Source organism: Aliidiomarina sp. (genome assembly GCF_022565475.1).
GTDB lineage: Bacteria > Pseudomonadota > Gammaproteobacteria > Enterobacterales > Alteromonadaceae > Aliidiomarina.
Map to the genome: position 1 here is coordinate 41625 of NZ_JAIUMR010000006.1, position 14849 is coordinate 56473.

At 50.8% G+C, this 14849-nt stretch carries 12 protein-coding genes; 8 read left to right on the top strand and 4 right to left on the bottom strand.

From position 1 onward, the window contains the following. Window positions 1-27: 27 nt before the first annotated feature. Together LAT77_RS06680 and purE are read right to left on the bottom strand one after the other, a co-directional pair. Complete coding sequence (locus LAT77_RS06680) at window positions 28-1113, bottom strand: ATP-grasp domain-containing protein (RefSeq protein ID WP_290563787.1); 1086 nt, start codon at window positions 1111-1113, stop codon at window positions 28-30. A 2-nt stretch (window positions 1114-1115) separates the two neighbouring features. Further along, the gene (gene purE / locus LAT77_RS06685) at window positions 1116-1604 is read right to left on the bottom strand and encodes a 5-(carboxyamino)imidazole ribonucleotide mutase (RefSeq protein ID WP_290563788.1); all 489 of its coding nucleotides are present in this window, start codon (window positions 1602-1604) and stop codon (window positions 1116-1118) included. 194 nt (window positions 1605-1798) lie between these two features. On the opposite strand from purE, the gene LAT77_RS06690 reads away from it, so the two are divergent. After that, on the top strand, window positions 1799-3967 hold the full coding sequence (locus LAT77_RS06690) for a S46 family peptidase (RefSeq protein ID WP_290563789.1): 2169 nt from the start codon (window positions 1799-1801) through the stop codon (window positions 3965-3967). Here the strand turns inward: LAT77_RS06690 and dinB are convergent. Further along, on the bottom strand, window positions 3915-5075 hold the full coding sequence (dinB, locus tag LAT77_RS06695) for a DNA polymerase IV (protein WP_290563790.1): 1161 nt from the start codon (window positions 5073-5075) through the stop codon (window positions 3915-3917). The genes LAT77_RS06690 and dinB overlap by 53 nt on opposite strands. A gap of 142 nt (window positions 5076-5217) precedes the next feature. On the opposite strand from dinB, the gene LAT77_RS06700 reads away from it, so the two are divergent. Together LAT77_RS06700 and LAT77_RS06705 are read left to right on the top strand one after the other, a co-directional pair. Beyond that, window positions 5218-5652, top strand: a complete 435-nt coding sequence (locus tag LAT77_RS06700; protein WP_290563791.1) for a cytochrome c5 family protein — start codon at window positions 5218-5220, stop codon at window positions 5650-5652. A 204-nt stretch (window positions 5653-5856) separates the two neighbouring features. Next, entirely contained in the window at window positions 5857-8496 is a 2640-nt protein-coding gene (locus tag LAT77_RS06705; RefSeq protein WP_290563792.1) for an EAL domain-containing protein, read from the top strand. Here LAT77_RS06705 and rep read toward each other — a convergent pair. Then, entirely contained in the window at window positions 8493-10517 is a 2025-nt protein-coding gene (rep, locus tag LAT77_RS06710; RefSeq protein ID WP_290563793.1) for a DNA helicase Rep, read from the bottom strand. The two genes, LAT77_RS06705 and rep, sit on opposite strands and share 4 nt — an antisense overlap. A gap of 162 nt (window positions 10518-10679) precedes the next feature. On the opposite strand from rep, the gene LAT77_RS06715 reads away from it, so the two are divergent. The 5 genes from LAT77_RS06715 to LAT77_RS06735 all read left to right on the top strand — a co-directional run bounded on the left by LAT77_RS06715 (window position 10680) and on the right by LAT77_RS06735 (window position 14849). After that, window positions 10680-10931, top strand: a complete 252-nt coding sequence (locus tag LAT77_RS06715) for an accessory factor UbiK family protein (protein WP_290563794.1) — start codon at window positions 10680-10682, stop codon at window positions 10929-10931. A gap of 6 nt (window positions 10932-10937) precedes the next feature. Then, complete coding sequence (locus LAT77_RS06720) at window positions 10938-12350, top strand: ATP-binding protein (protein WP_290563795.1); 1413 nt, start codon at window positions 10938-10940, stop codon at window positions 12348-12350. After that, complete coding sequence (locus LAT77_RS06725; RefSeq protein WP_290563796.1) at window positions 12347-13015, top strand: response regulator; 669 nt, start codon at window positions 12347-12349, stop codon at window positions 13013-13015. Before LAT77_RS06720 ends, LAT77_RS06725 begins: the two co-directional genes overlap by 4 nt. 128 nt (window positions 13016-13143) lie before the next feature. Continuing rightward, window positions 13144-13794: an EF-hand domain-containing protein gene (locus LAT77_RS06730; protein WP_290563797.1), complete on the top strand. Its 651-nt coding sequence runs from the start codon at window positions 13144-13146 to the stop codon at window positions 13792-13794. 113 nt (window positions 13795-13907) lie between these two features. Then, entirely contained in the window at window positions 13908-14849 is a 942-nt protein-coding gene (locus LAT77_RS06735; protein WP_290563798.1) for a hypothetical protein, read from the top strand.

Consider the following 14849-nt stretch of genomic DNA (forward strand, 5'->3'; position numbering starts at 1 on the left):
CGACTCTCTTTTCAGCAATTGAAAAGATTACGATAGCAGCTGCAACGCCTCTGTCCAATCTTCGACGAGTGAATTTGCTTGGTCTTTGCTGAGGTCGCGGAAATTAATGTGGCCGACTTTGCGACCAACACGTGGTTCTTTACCGTACCAGAACACCTGACTGTGAGGATGTTGCCAAAGTGCATCCGCAATCTTTTCACAACCAATGGCATTGAGCATCAACGTTGGGCTGACGGTTAATTGCGGGAAAGGCATATTGGTCAGTGCACGAATGTGCAGGTCAAACTGGCTTGCATTACAGCCGGTCAGTGACCAGTGCCCTGAATTGTGGACCCGCGGCGCAATTTCGTTCACGAGTAGTTCGGCTTCTTCGCCTTCGCCGACCACGAAAAATTCAATGGCTAAGGTGCCGACATAGCCAAGGTGCTCAGTAATTTTACGGAACGCGTCTTCGGCGGCGTGTTGCAGGTGCGCGGGGAAGGTGTCAAAGGCAGCAAAGGTATGGCTCAAGATGCCCTGACGATGGACGTTTTCTACTAATGGGTAACACAGAATTCGCCCGTCACGAGCGCGCGCACCGACAATCGACACTTCGCATTGAAACGGGATCATGGCTTCAATAATACCGGGCTGCTGACCTGCGTGGGCAACGAGCGCTTGGACGTCTTCGCCGGGCTGCCAGCGCCATTGGCTTTTGCCGTCATAGCCGCCGAATGAAGCCTTGATCACAACCGCTTGTTGCCATTTTTCGAGGGCAGTAACAAACGCAGTTTGCGAGTCATACGCATTCCAAGGTGAGGTTTTGATCCCGAGCTCATCGCACATGGCTTTTTCCAACTGACGGTGGGTCAGTGGTCTGATTTTGTCAGCGTCGGTCAACAATTTGTCCGCAGCGAGTTGCACATGCTCAGGATCAAGCTGCTCGTGTTCCCAACTGACGATGTCGGCCCACTGCATGGCTTCCGCAATGGTCATATCGAATGCGATGTGGGCTGCAGCAGGAACCACTTGATTACTGCGTGTGTTCACCAGCAAGACTTCGTGGCCGAGTTGAATACAACTTTGTGCCAGCATTTGCCCAAGTTGACCATTGCCCAGAATCAGAAGTTTCATGCTTATTCCAGCTCCAACTTACTATTGGCGAGAACTTTGTCGCGCTGCTCCTGGCGGAAGGTAATGACCTTGTCGCGAACGTTCGCGTCAGTGATAGCAATCACTTGCGCCGCGAGTAATCCAGCATTTGCCGCACCAGCTTCGCCGACTGCTAAGGTACCGACTGCGACACCTTTTGGCATTTGCACAATCGACAAGAGGCTATCGAGCCCTTTCAACTGCTTGCTTGGCACAGGTACACCAAATACCGGTAAATAAGTGAACGCCGCAAGCATGCCTGGTAGATGAGCAGCACCACCGGCACCGGCAATGACGACTTGGACACCTTGTTGCTCAGCTTCTTGCATGGTGGTTGGCAGCAAGTCCGGTGTTCGATGTGCCGAAACCACCCGAGCTTCCCAACTTACACCTAAGTCTTCTAACATGCGGGCTGCGGCTTGCATGACCGGCCAGTCCGATGTCGAACCCATTAATATCAGCACAGATGCCATGGTTTGCTCCTGCAAATCAGTTGCGGAAAATTTTAAGGCGCGGATTATAGCAGCATATGCTCCTTTTTTGCACGGATTCTCAAATTTACGCGACTGCGCCGGCTTTCTGCGGTCGCATTTGCTTAAAATTTAAGTATCCTATGCCCAAATTTTGACTTTCTCACGTACACTTACTCACGGACTTGGGAGGAATTATGCGGCAGGGTTTGGCAGCGCGTGTTACGCAACTCGGCATCACACTTTGTGCCAGCCTGTTCTGCTGTCTTGCATTTGCGGTCGCTGAAGAGGGTATGTGGTTGCCTGAACAACAACCGCCTTGGGTGCAACCACCGCAATCGGCGGTAGTTAAAGTTGGAGGCTGCTCCGGCACGTTTGTTTCGCCGCATGGTTTAGTGCTGACCAACCACCATTGTATTCTTGAAGTGCTGCAGTATCGGTCGACGGTTGCGCAAAATTATTTTCAAGATGGTTTTTTGGCGTTACGGCCGGATCTGGAGTTAGTTGCGCCGCGCGATTTCACCGTCAGTATGACCCTTAGCCGTCAGGATGTTTCTGAACAAGTCCTACAAGGCGTTTCATCGCGGTTAACCGGCCAGGCGCGATTCAATCAAATTGCCTCGAACCGAAATGACGTCTTGCGTCGCTGTGAACAGCAGGCGAACCGACAATGTCGTGTAGCCGACTATTATGGTGGTCAAGGTTATTTACTCGTGACTGACCGGGTGTTTTCTGAAGTTCGTTTAGTCTGGGCACCACCCGTGCAAGTCGGGCATTTTGGTGGTGTTGACGATAATTGGCAATGGCCACGTCACAGCGCCGATTTCGCGCTCGTACGGGTCTATGATGCCGACGGCAAGCCCTTCCAACCTGAACATTGGTTACCATTGTCACCTGCCGCGCCGATGCTGGATGAAGCGGTGTTTGTGGCGGGCTTCCCCGGATTAACGCAACGCCATCGTCCAGTTGCCGAAGCAGAACTCGCATTACAGCACTTTTATCCGCAAGCTCAACAATATCTGAGTGATTTCTTGGCCATTACCCAGCAGCAAACCGACACGGATGCCGAGCTGCATTTACGCTACGCACCGTCGAAAGTGCGCTGGGGCAATCGATATCAAAACTACGCAGGCATGCAGACCACCGCAGACGCCGAGGATTTACTTTCCTTGCTCGCGATGGAGCAGGAAAGCCTGCGACTTTGGCTGGCTGAAGAGGAGCGAGAGGCCCAGTATCAGCAGAGTGTTGAATTAATAAAACGGGCAACTACAACTCGAGCAGAACAGCTCGAGCGACAAATCTGGTGGAGCTTCTTTCAAGAACTGCGATTGCCCATGCTCGCTCAGCAACTGTATCGTCTCGCACAGGAAAACAGCCGTAGCGATGATCGTCGTACACGTGGCTATCAGGCTCAGCAAATACCGGCGCTACGGGCACAGTTTTTAAGTATGCAACGGCAATTTGATGCGCAAGTTGAAGTCGATTTGCTCACCTACCTACTTGAACGGCATCAACAGCTTCCTGAGCGCCAGCAAATTTCTTTCATCCGCGATTTTTTTCAATTGCAAGAACAGAGCAGCAGGGCTGAAATTCGTGCCTTTGTGGCTGCGCTCTATCAGCAGACTGAGTTGGCCGATGCGGATAACTTACCGACTTTCATGAACATGAATGTGAACGATTTGCGTCGCCATCCAGACCCTTGGTTGCAGTTTGCAGTGACGACCGCACAAGCGCGCTTAGACTGGGATTTAACCGAACGTGAGTTGCGCGGGTTTGAACAACAAGGCAATGCATTATGGTATGCCGCTTGGCGTCAGTTTAAACGCGCGCAGGAATCGCGGCTTGCCGATAATGCCAATCGAACCTACCGACTCAGTCGTGGGTTTGTGCGTGGCGACAATGGTGAGCCCAGCCATACCACGCTAAGCTCGTTACTCGCCCTCGCTGGAACGGAAGCTCGTTATGAATTGCCATTTGCCATGCATGCGGCGGTTGCCGTGCATGGCGCTGGGTGTTTCGCGGCAAGTACGGAAGACTTGACCGTGAATTTCCTCTCCACAGCGGACGGCACCGGCGGTAGTTCGGGTAGTCCGACGACCAATATTAACGGTGAACTCATTGGTTTAGTCTTTGACAGCACCACCCCTGCTATATTGAGCGACTGGCATTTTTCTGCGGATCGGCACCGTCTGATTCATAGCGACGTGCGCTATTTGCTTTGGCTACTCCGATATGTTTATCAAGCCCAAGAGTTACTGACCGAGCTTGGATTTGTTGAAAACGAGACGGGATGCTATTTGCATCAAGAGCCGATTATTCCAAGTCAAGCTCCAACTGACGCTGCTCATCCGGATCCGGAAGCGTAATCCCAAGGCCAATCAAGCGCACGGGCCGCGCGCGACCACGCGGCCATGCTTCTTGCAGCAATTGATAATACAATGCCGGTGACACTCGGTTTGATACTTTACTGACCGTGGTTTGGGTGAAGTCATTAAACTTCAATTTGACCGTTTGCGCCTTCGCTCGCACATCTTGCCAACGCAATGTCGCTTGCTCGCGGTATTCGGCATGTTGTTGAATGCGACGGTGCAATGCGGGTAATAACGTGTTTTCTAAAAAGCGTTCGGCGTCTTTGGCATGGGTAAAGTCACGGTGCAAAGTCTCTTCCACGCTAATTTGTTTACGTGTGCGGGAAAGACTGACGGGGCGATCGTCGACACCGAGACAACGTTGAAACAACAGCATGCCGGAATGGTCGCCGAGAATGCGTTGTAAGCGAGCGGGATCGGTTTGCTGAATATCACGGACCACATGGTAGCCTGCTGCGGCTAAACGCTCTTGGCTTTTCGGCCCGACACCAGGGATGCGACGGATCGGTAGTTCGGCTAAATAACTTAGAACCTGATCCGGTGGTACTACAAATTGGCCATCAGGTTTGCGCTCTTCTGAGGCAATTTTGGCGACCATTTTTTGACAAGAAATTCCAGCCGAGGCGGTGATTCCCAATTGCCGCAGCTCAGCTCGAATCGATTCTAACGTTAAGGTGGCACTACCTTGAAAAGCCTGATTCGCGGTTAAATCGAGATAGAATTCATCGATCGATGCAGGTTCAATTAAATCCGTGTAGCGGGTAAGAATTTCGTAGACGCGTTTGGAAGCCGCTTTGTATTTAGCCATATTTGGCTTTACAAAGATCAGCTCAGGGCACAATTTACGTGCTTGATGGCCAGGCATGGCGCTGCGGACACCGTACTTGCGCGCGTGGTAATTCGCCGTGGCAACAACGCCGCGCTCGCCGCCGCCACCGACGGCAAATGGTTTATTTTTTAGTTCAGGTTGATCAAGTACTTCGACGGCCGCAAAAAACGCGTCGAGATCAAGCAAAGCGATTTTACGGGCCCGAGAAGTTTCCTGAGAACCCTGATGTGACTGAACCAAATTCGACTCACTCGCGTTAAAAATACGGTACGTCATCGTACCACAACCGATAAAAATTCGGTGCTTTCAGGAAATGTGCGGAACAGGAGTTTCATCCACCGAAATTTGGCGTTATAATCGCCACAAATCAACTCCGAGTCGTCGGAGTGTTCGCCACTGAATTGATCAGGAGAAGGCCGTGAAGTTGTCAAATCTTTTAAATTGGAAACAAGTTGTCGCTGTAGTCGCAGGCATTGCCGTTGCCGGTGGTGTGATGGCCATGTCATCAGACATGTCACGTGAAGCCATTGCAGAGCGTATTAAACCAGTGGCGAAGGTGCGTTTAGCCGGCGATGAAACTGCGCAAGCCAATGCTCAACAAGCCGCTGAAGGTGGCCGTACGGCAGAGCAGGTATACAACCAAGCCTGTGCTGCATGTCACACCGGTGGTGTGTTAGGTGCACCACGCAAAAACGTCGCTGAAGATTGGACGGACCGTTTAGCACAAGGCATGGACGTGTTACTCGAGCACTCGATTAACGGTTTCAATGCAATGCCTCCGCGCGGTGGCTGCATGAACTGTACTGACGAAGAAATCGAGTCAGCAATTGAGTACATGATTGCCGATCTCTAAAGCCCGCTAGTTACCTGAAAAACCGCTCTTTTTGAGCGGTTTTTTTATTGCTACGTTTTGTTAACAAATTCGTTGCTTTCTCTACAACTCATTATATACTGAAGGTCGGTTCACTATTTAGTCAGGTTACTTGTTAACCAACCATTTCTTTTTTGGGACAACAATTACAATAGCAATAACAAGTAAGGGGAGATGCGCGAGGGAATGAGCGCTGCAGGAAAGGGACAGGATTCGTCAGTAGCCATACGACGCCTGGAAAAGGTGGTCGCTCGCTTAAAAATATTGACGAATAAGTACAGGCAAGCTGAAGTTATTCAGCAGGCTCTGTTTCGCATTTCCGAGCTAGCCACTTCTGCGCAGAACATGGACCAGATCTATACCTCGGTTCATCGCATCATCGGCAAATTGATGGAAGCGAAGAACTTCTACATTTGCCTCTACTCCGACGACCGTAAAACCTTTAACTTCCCCTACTTTGTCGACCAGTACGACGACGCTCGTTCGATCGCAGAAATTCCCGTCGAAAATCTGATGCGTGGCATGACGGGATACGTCTTGCGCAGCGGAGAGCCGCTATTGGCCTCTCGCGATAAAATCAATGAATTGGTCGAGCAAGGCGAGGTTCACTTCCTCGGATCATTGCCGGTGGACTGGTTAGGTGTTCCTTTAATTGCCAATGACGAGTTTATCGGTGCGATGGTCGTTCAGAGTTACTCCGAAGACGTCCGTTATCGGCACGACGATCTTGAGTTATTGATGTTCGTGTCACAACACGTTGTGAATGCACTTGAGCGTTTCCGTCACCGTGAATACCTCGAGTCGGAAGTTTCCAAGCGAACTGCCGAACTCAGTGACATTAACGAGAACTTGCGTCGTGAAATTATCGATCGCGAGAAAGCCGAACGACAGAATGCGGTGCTTTACGCAATTTCCGAACTGACAAACTCGGCCGCGGACATGCAGAGCTTTTATCAAGCTTTACACCGCCAAGTGTCGCGCTTAATTACCGCAGACAACTTCTTTATTGCCTTGTTGACAGAAAACCGTCAGCAAGTGTATTTCCCGTATTACATTGATGAAAGTGGCTTCAAAGCGAAGCAGCGAAGTCTACAAAAAGGCTTAACCGAGTACGTTATTCGTTCACGTAAGCCTTTGTTCGTCGACCATAAAGTGCGTGACGCCTTGGTGACTAAAGGTGAAGTGGCGGTGTCTGAGTCGCGCGGTCAGCTTGCACACCAATGGCTTGGCTCGCCGCTGATGGCAGACGGCAAAACTTTTGGTGTTATCTCCACTCAGACGTATTCGAAAGAAAAGCCGTTTTCGCCAGAAGATCTTGAACTACTCAACTTCGTTGCCCATCACGTATCGGTTGCAATCGAACGTCGGCGCGCAGCAGAGCAACTGGCAAAAGCCAATACGTTCTTGGAGCGTCGAATTGCAGAACGAACTGAAGAATTGGTTGAGGAAATTGAGCGGCGGAAAGAAATTGAAGCCAAGTTGTATCATGATGCCCATCACGACAATTTAACGGGCTTACCTAACCGTGCGATGTTCACGGAGCGGGTGAAACAGGCATTGGCGCGGCAGAAACGCTTCCCGAAAGAGAATTTTGCCTTGTTATTCGTTGACCTCGACCGCTTCAAAAATATTAATGACACGCTAGGACATTCAGCCGGAGACGAATTTTTATTAGAAGTGAGTCGCCGAATTACTGGCGCAATTCGCGAGCCTGACTTTTTGGCGCGTTTAGGCGGTGACGAATTCGTTATTTTACTCGAGCCGATTAAAAATATTGATGACGCAAAAGACGTCGCTATGCGTGTTATTGACGTCATGAAAGAGCCATTCGAACTCAATGATCAACAGCATTTTTCCGGTGCCAGTATCGGGATTGCCACCTGTCATGGACCGAATGACTCCGTGGATCGTCTGCTGCGCGATGCGGATGCTGCCATGTATGAAGCAAAAAGCATGGGTCGAGGGCGTTACGTTATTTTCGACGAGACCATTCGCAATGGCTTGGTCTCCGCTTTAAACCAAGAAGTTGCGCTGCGACACGCGCAAGCGAAGAAAGATTTCATTTTGTGGATGCAACCGCTTTATCGTTTAGCGAGCCATCCGCAAAGTCGCCGTGTGGTTGCCTTTGAAGCACTTGTGCGCTGGCGGCGTGGTGACACCATGGTGTTACCTGCGGAGTTCTTAGCACTCGCGGAACGATCGGGTGCCATTATCGAGATCGACCGCTGGGTGTTGAGTGAAGCGATTAAAGTTCAGCAAAAGGCCGGCAGTAGCCAACGCGAATGCGCGCCGGTGCATATCAACGTGTGCGTGCAACATTTACTGCGACCACGTCACATTCAAGCGCTCATTGATGTCGCGACGGAACAGAAGGCTGATTTAACCAAGATTGTGTTGGAATTCGGAGAAGAGGCACTGCAGCAAGAAGATACGCGGCGTACCATGGCGAGCTTGCGTAAACTTAAGGACGCCGGTTTTACCCTTGCACTCGACGACTTTGGTCGAACGACAGGACCACTGCACTTTATCTACAATTTTCCGTTCGACATTATTAAACTCGACCGCCGATTTATTAAGCAAGTCGGGCATAAAGAGCGAGCTCAGGCCATGGTTCGCCATATCGTCACGTTATGCCAAGATCTTGGGATTGAGTTAACCGCCGAGGGTATTGAAACGGATGATCAGATTGAAGTCCTGCTCGACCTTGGGGTCCGCATCGGCCAAGGTAATTTGCTCGGTGAAGCAGGTATTGTGACCACTTCAGAAATGATTGAGCAGCAAGCCGAAGAACCAAAAATATCGAAAAAAACAATTCAGGCCGGTTAACGTTTATCGCGCAACATCGCTCGTAGGCGAGCGACATTCGACTCCGTTCGTTGCTGTTTCTGTTCTAATGACTCCGGTTTACGCTGATCTTCCCACTCAATATCGTCCTGCGGTAATTCCATTAAAAAGCGGCTCACTTCAGGGCGCAATACTTCGCCATATTGGCGACGTTCTTTGGCCAATGTAAAGGTCAACTTTTGTTGGGCGCGAGTAATGCCAACGTATGCTAAGCGTCGTTCTTCTTCGATATCGTCATTATCGATACTGGTTTGATGGGGCAGCAGGCCTTCTTCCATACCTACCAAAAACACATAAGGAAACTCGAGACCTTTAGAAGCGTGTAACGTCATAAGCTGCACTTGGTCGCCGTCTTCGTCTTCTTCTTGGCGCGAGAGCATGTCGCGTAAGACTAAGCGCGCGACAACTTGCTCCAATGACATCGGCTCGTTGTCGTCGTTGCCCATCAGCATTTCACTGACCCAACGGTAGAGCTCGTTGACGTTTTTAATGCGCATTTCCGCCGCAGTCGGACTGCCACTGGTTTCAAACAACCAGTCTTCATAGTGAATGTCTTGCAAGAGCTGTTTCACCGCATTCGTGGCGTGCTGTTCACCCGAATCAGACTCGCGCGCCGCATGTTGAATCAGCTGACAAAATTGCTGCAAGTCTTGGAAAGCTCGAGTCGCCAAAATCGTTTTTAAACCGGGATGCAAAGCTGCGGCAAATAAACTCAGATTTTCCTGATGGGCAAACTCGCCAATTCGTTCCATGGTCTGCGGGCCGATGCCACGACGAGGGGTGTTCACGATCCGCAAAAACGCATTGTCGTCGTCGGGATTCACCACTAAACGCAAGTAAGCAAGAATATCTTTGATTTCCGCCCGCGCAAAAAACGACTGTCCGCCGGTAATTTTATACGGAATACGGTTGTTCATCAGTGCCTTTTCAAACAAGCGCGATTGATGATTACCACGATAGAGAATGGCGTAGTCACCATAGCGGGTATTGTCTAAAAAGCGCTCACGTATAATTTCGGCCACCACGCGTTCGGCTTCGTTCTCTTCGTTCTTGCCGTAAATCACGCGCAACGGGTCGCCGTACTGCATGGACGACACTAATTTCTTTTCAAACAAGTGCGGATTATTCGCAATTAAGATGTTGGCACTTTTTAGAATTCGCCCAACCGAACGGTAATTTTGCTCAAGTTTAATCACTTTTAAACTTGGAAAATGTTGCTGCAGTAATCCTAAGTTTTCCGGCTGCGCGCCGCGCCATGAGTAAATACTCTGATCGTCGTCGCCAACCACAGTGAAGCGAGCACGTTCGCCGACGAGCAAGCGCACTAACTGATACTGGCTACTATTGGTGTCTTGATATTCGTCGACAAGGAGATAACGAATACGCTGTTGCCAGCGCTGACGCACTTCCGGGACTTGTTGTAAGAGCAAGGTCGGCAACAAGATTAGGTCGTCAAAGTCGAGCGCATTGCAGGCTCTCATGTTGCGTTGGTAGGCCGTGTAGAGTTCAGCAAAAAGCTGCTCTTCGACGTCGCCAGGCGTTGGTTGTACCTGCTCAGGTAGCAACATCGCGTTCTTCCAGTGGCTAATCTTTTGCTGCAAGCGCTGCAAAATTGCTTTGTCACCGTCGATGCTATCTTCCGATAAAGCATTGAGTAGCGCAAAACTGTCTTGATCATCAAATAATGAAAAGCCAGGTTTGAAGCCAAGCATGCTAACTTCGCGTCGGATCATGTCGAGACCAAGCGTATGGAAAGTGGAAACGCGCAGCCCACGACAATTTTTCCGACCTAAACGCAAATTGATGCGCTCGCGCATTTCGCGGGCGGCCTTATTAGTAAACGTCACTGCAGCTATATGATGTGGTTTATAGCCGGCACTATTGACTAGATAGGCAATTTTTTCGGTGATCACGCGGGTTTTGCCACTACCAGCACCAGCGAGCACCAACGTTGGGCCACTAATGTATTCCACGGCTGCTTGCTGTTGTGGGTTGAGTTGCATGTCGAACAAGTCCTGCTAGAGATCAACGGGGAAACAAACGAGGCGGTATTGTACCGAGAGTTGCGCTGAGAATATAGCAATACGCTCGCCATTCAGCCCGTGCTATAGTAAATATCGATGTCATGAAACCACGAATAAAACTGCTGAAAAGAGTGTAACTGTATGATCGACGCAAAGAAAATTGAACAAATTGCCCGCCAAATTACCGCCAGCATTCCTTCTGGTGTTCGGGAAGCGGCTGACAATATTGAATTAAAAGTGAAGCAAGCGGTGCAGTCGCAGTTAGGCAAACTCGACGTCGTGACCCGCGAAGAAATGGATATTCAGCAGGAGCTGGTTATGCGCCTGCGTAAGCGTGTCGAAGAGCTCGAAGATCGCCTCGATGCGCTCGATGGCAAAAGCAACCAAGAGTAAACAGCATTGCTGCGTCGCTTAAGCACTCAACAGCAGCTTTTTTTAGCCATTGCCGGTACCGGAGTGTTTCTGGTGATTGTGGTGTTACTCGGTGTGCGCAGCTACTTCCTGCAGAATTTCTCCGACTACTTGGCCGAGCAAGAGCAACGGCGTTTGCAGCAAGTTGCGGTGGTGTTGTCGGAATATTACGAAACCATTCATCGGCAAATGCCGGCTCGCGTCCGCGCGGAGTTTTCCGAGCGCGAACTTTGGCGTCAAGTGATTCAAACCATTCAACGCGATTCGGTGATTAATCCGGAACGAGTCAACCTCGACCCGGAACTGAGTTTTAGCGCGCTCACGCTTGAAACCGTCAGTGGCGAGCGCATTTTCGGGCCGGATATTCGTGAACCCGTGTCGGTGTTAGTGCTTGCCAAAGGGCAAATTATTGCCACCTTAAGCACGGAGCTGCCGACCAGCCAAATGCAGCCGCTTGACGAAGTTTTTCGCGAGCAGCAAATGCAATCCTTGCTCTGGGCAGGCGCCTTAGCGCTATTGGTCGGTGCCTTGGTTGCATGGCTCATTGCCAGTCGGTTACGTGCGCGTTTAGCGTTATTAAAACGCACCACCCAAGAGATTGCGGCGGGGAACTACAGTAGCGAACTGAGTCCACGACTATTGGGTAGTGAACAACGCGATGACATTGCTGAACTTGCGCGAGCACTGCAAAGTATGGCAACGACCCTCAATAATACTGAGCAACAGCGGCGCGCATTTATGGCCGATATTGCGCATGAACTGCGCACTCCTTTAACTGTGCTAAAAGGTGAGCTTGAAGCCGTTGAAGATGGTATTCGCGAGCCCGATCGGGTGCTCTGTGCGCGTTTGCAACAGCAAACCGAGCAGTTAACTCGCTTGGTCGCCGACATCGACACCTTGGCGCAGGCTCAAGCCGGCGGCATGAGTTACCAACGTCGAAGCCTTGCCATTCGCGCGTGGCTTGAGCAGCAGATCGCACAATTCCAACCGCTTGCGCAGCAACAGCAACTGGACCTGCGTTTCACTGCCACCGCTGCGGCTGAGATCACTGTGTTTGCAGACTCGGCACGCTTGCAACAAGCACTACAGAATTTGCTCCAAAATAGCCTACGTTATACCCAAGCGCCTGGCGTGATTCAGGTAACCCTGACAACAAGTGGCACTGCGGTGCTTATTGAAGTTGAAGACAGCGCCCCAGGTGTTGCTAACGAACATCTTGAACATCTTTTTGAACGCTTCTATCGGACTGAATCGCATCGCCAACGCAGCTCCGGCGGCAGTGGCTTGGGCTTAGCGATTAGCCGTCAAATTTGCCAAGCGCACCAAGGCGATATTTGCGCGGAACCAAGTGCGCTCGGCGGCCTCAAAGTGACCATATCACTGCCACGGGAACGGTCATGAGTACAATATTAATCGCCGAAGATGAACAGGATATTCGCCAGCTGTTGGTCGATTATTTGCAGCAAAGCGGTTACACCACAGTCGCTGTCGACAATGGCAACGATGCGCTGAGCCAAGCGCGTACAGAGCAGCCCGACTTAGTGCTGCTGGATGTCATGATGCCCGGTTTGGACGGTTTAGAAGTCTGCCGGCAATTGCGCGAAGTTTCGCATGTACCCGTGATTTTTATTACCGCTCGGCATGACGAAGTGGATCGGATTGTGGGCTTGCGCATGGGCGCTGACGATTACATCGTCAAACCGTTTAGTCCACGTGAGGTGGTTGCCCGCGTTGAGGCTTTGTTGCGACGTGCACGCTGGCGCGCTGAAGCAGAGGTTGTGCAGACGGGTTTACAGTTGAATACCGAGTCGTACGTCGCCCGCTGGCAAGGGCAGGTTTTAGACTTAACACCAGTCGAATTTCGCTTACTGCACACCCTGAGTAAGCACCCGCAACGCGTCTTTCGCCGCGACGAACTGATTAGCGCTGCGTACGATGATCATCGCATCGTCAGTGATCGGACAGTCGACAGTCACATCAAGAATTTGCGCCAGAAGCTACAAGCGGCTGGCGCTGATGACGTGATTCAGGCGGTGTACGGGGTTGGTTACCGTTATACCGAATAAATTTTCTCCACAATTTCTCCATAATTTCAGCATATTCTCTCCATGGTCAGGGGGTAAAGTCAGTACCGTGTGAAGTGAACTCTCCCAAAGTTTGACTTAAATGTATCTCGTAATGAGAGGAAGTGATGATGAAAAAAATGACTAAACTTGCCAGCCTGATGGCGCTTGTACTCCCAGCACTCGTAGTGACCGGCGCGACGGTTGCAGCTGACGAGCCACAAGAGAAGCGCGAGCGAATTCGCGTGATTACGGTTCAGGGTGACGAAGTCACTGTGAATATGGACGAGGCGCGTCGAGCACGTGGCGACATGCGCGGCCAACGGATGATGTGGACCCAACATTTAACTGACAGCGACGGCGAGCCATTGAGCCGTGAAGAAATTCGTGGCCGCGTGATGATTCATCGTGAAGCTGCTCTCGAAAAGCAGTTCGAGAACTTTGACTTGAATCGTGATGGCTACATTACTCAAGACGAAGTGACTGAGTACATGGTCAATCAAGCGAAGGAGAGCGCTGAGCGCATGTTCCAGCGCCTTGACCAAGCAGGTACAGGCCGCATTGACCAAGAAACGTTTGTGGAGCGTTTTCAAGCGATGGGCCAAGAACGTCGCATCGAGCAGGGTTCGCGTGTGATTCACATGCGTGATCTGAGTGATGAAGATCGTGAGCTTATTCGTGAAGCTCGCGAGAAAGCCCGCGAAGCACGCGAGTTAGCCGGTGAAAAAGTGCGTGAAATTCGCATTGAACGTCGCCGTGCGCAGCAAGAAAATAACGACTAAGCGTGACAATTGATGACAAAAATAGCGGCTCCGGCCGCTATTTTTTTTACCCGATCGGCACTAATCTGTGTCAATAGAGTCGAACGTTTGAACAATAACAACAAGGAATTCTCATGCGGCACTGGATTTTAGCAGTATTAATTGGCCTCGCGACCGCCTTTGGCGGTACTGCAATGGCACAGCAGAATATTAACTTCGAACAGTTTGACCCAGTTTACCAGCCGCTAGCAGAAGCGTTTCGTGATGGCGATCACAAGGCTGCACAACGGGTGCTGAAGGGCTTGGAGCGACAGCATGGTAAAACTGCCGACTTTGAGTTTCTCAGCGGTATCGTCACGCTCTTGCAAATGAATGATGCGGGTGCGCTGCGCTTACCTTTTTTAGCGCGACGGATGCGCAATCATTGGTTACAAGCCGTAGAGTATGATCCGAATCATGAGTTAGCACATTTTAGCTTGGTGCAATATCTCGCCAACGCACCAGGAATCGTCGGCGGTAGTTTGGACGATGCACTCAAACATCGAGACCGTTTACACGAGCTCGACAGCGAGCACCGCTTTATGGCAGATATTGTCATTGCCATGGTGCAAGAAGATGAAGCTGCCGAGTTAGCCGCGTGGGACGCGCTGTTTGCGTCGCAACCGGAGAATGCCCAAATTCGTGTTAACTATGCGGCACAAAAGATCAATCAGGAACAGTATGAACGTGCGCTCGAACAGCTACAGGCTGCGCTAACACTGGTTGTTACAAGTGACGATGAAGCAGATAGCCGAGTATTGACCCAGTTACAGTATCAATGGGGTAAGTTAGCCGCAGTATCGGGGCAAGAGCTTGACCAAGGCGCCGAGTTTCTCGCTTACTTGCTTGCGGAAGACCGCTTACCAGAAGGCATGAGCCAAGGTTGGGTGCAATTGCGCTTGGCTCAGGTCGAACAGCATCGACAAAACGACGAACAGGCTCAGCAGCTTTTTAGTGCCGCTGAACAGTTTGCTAGTGACGATGAGAATTTGCGCAAGGCATTAACTGAACAAGGCCACTGCCAACGCAGTTGCTAA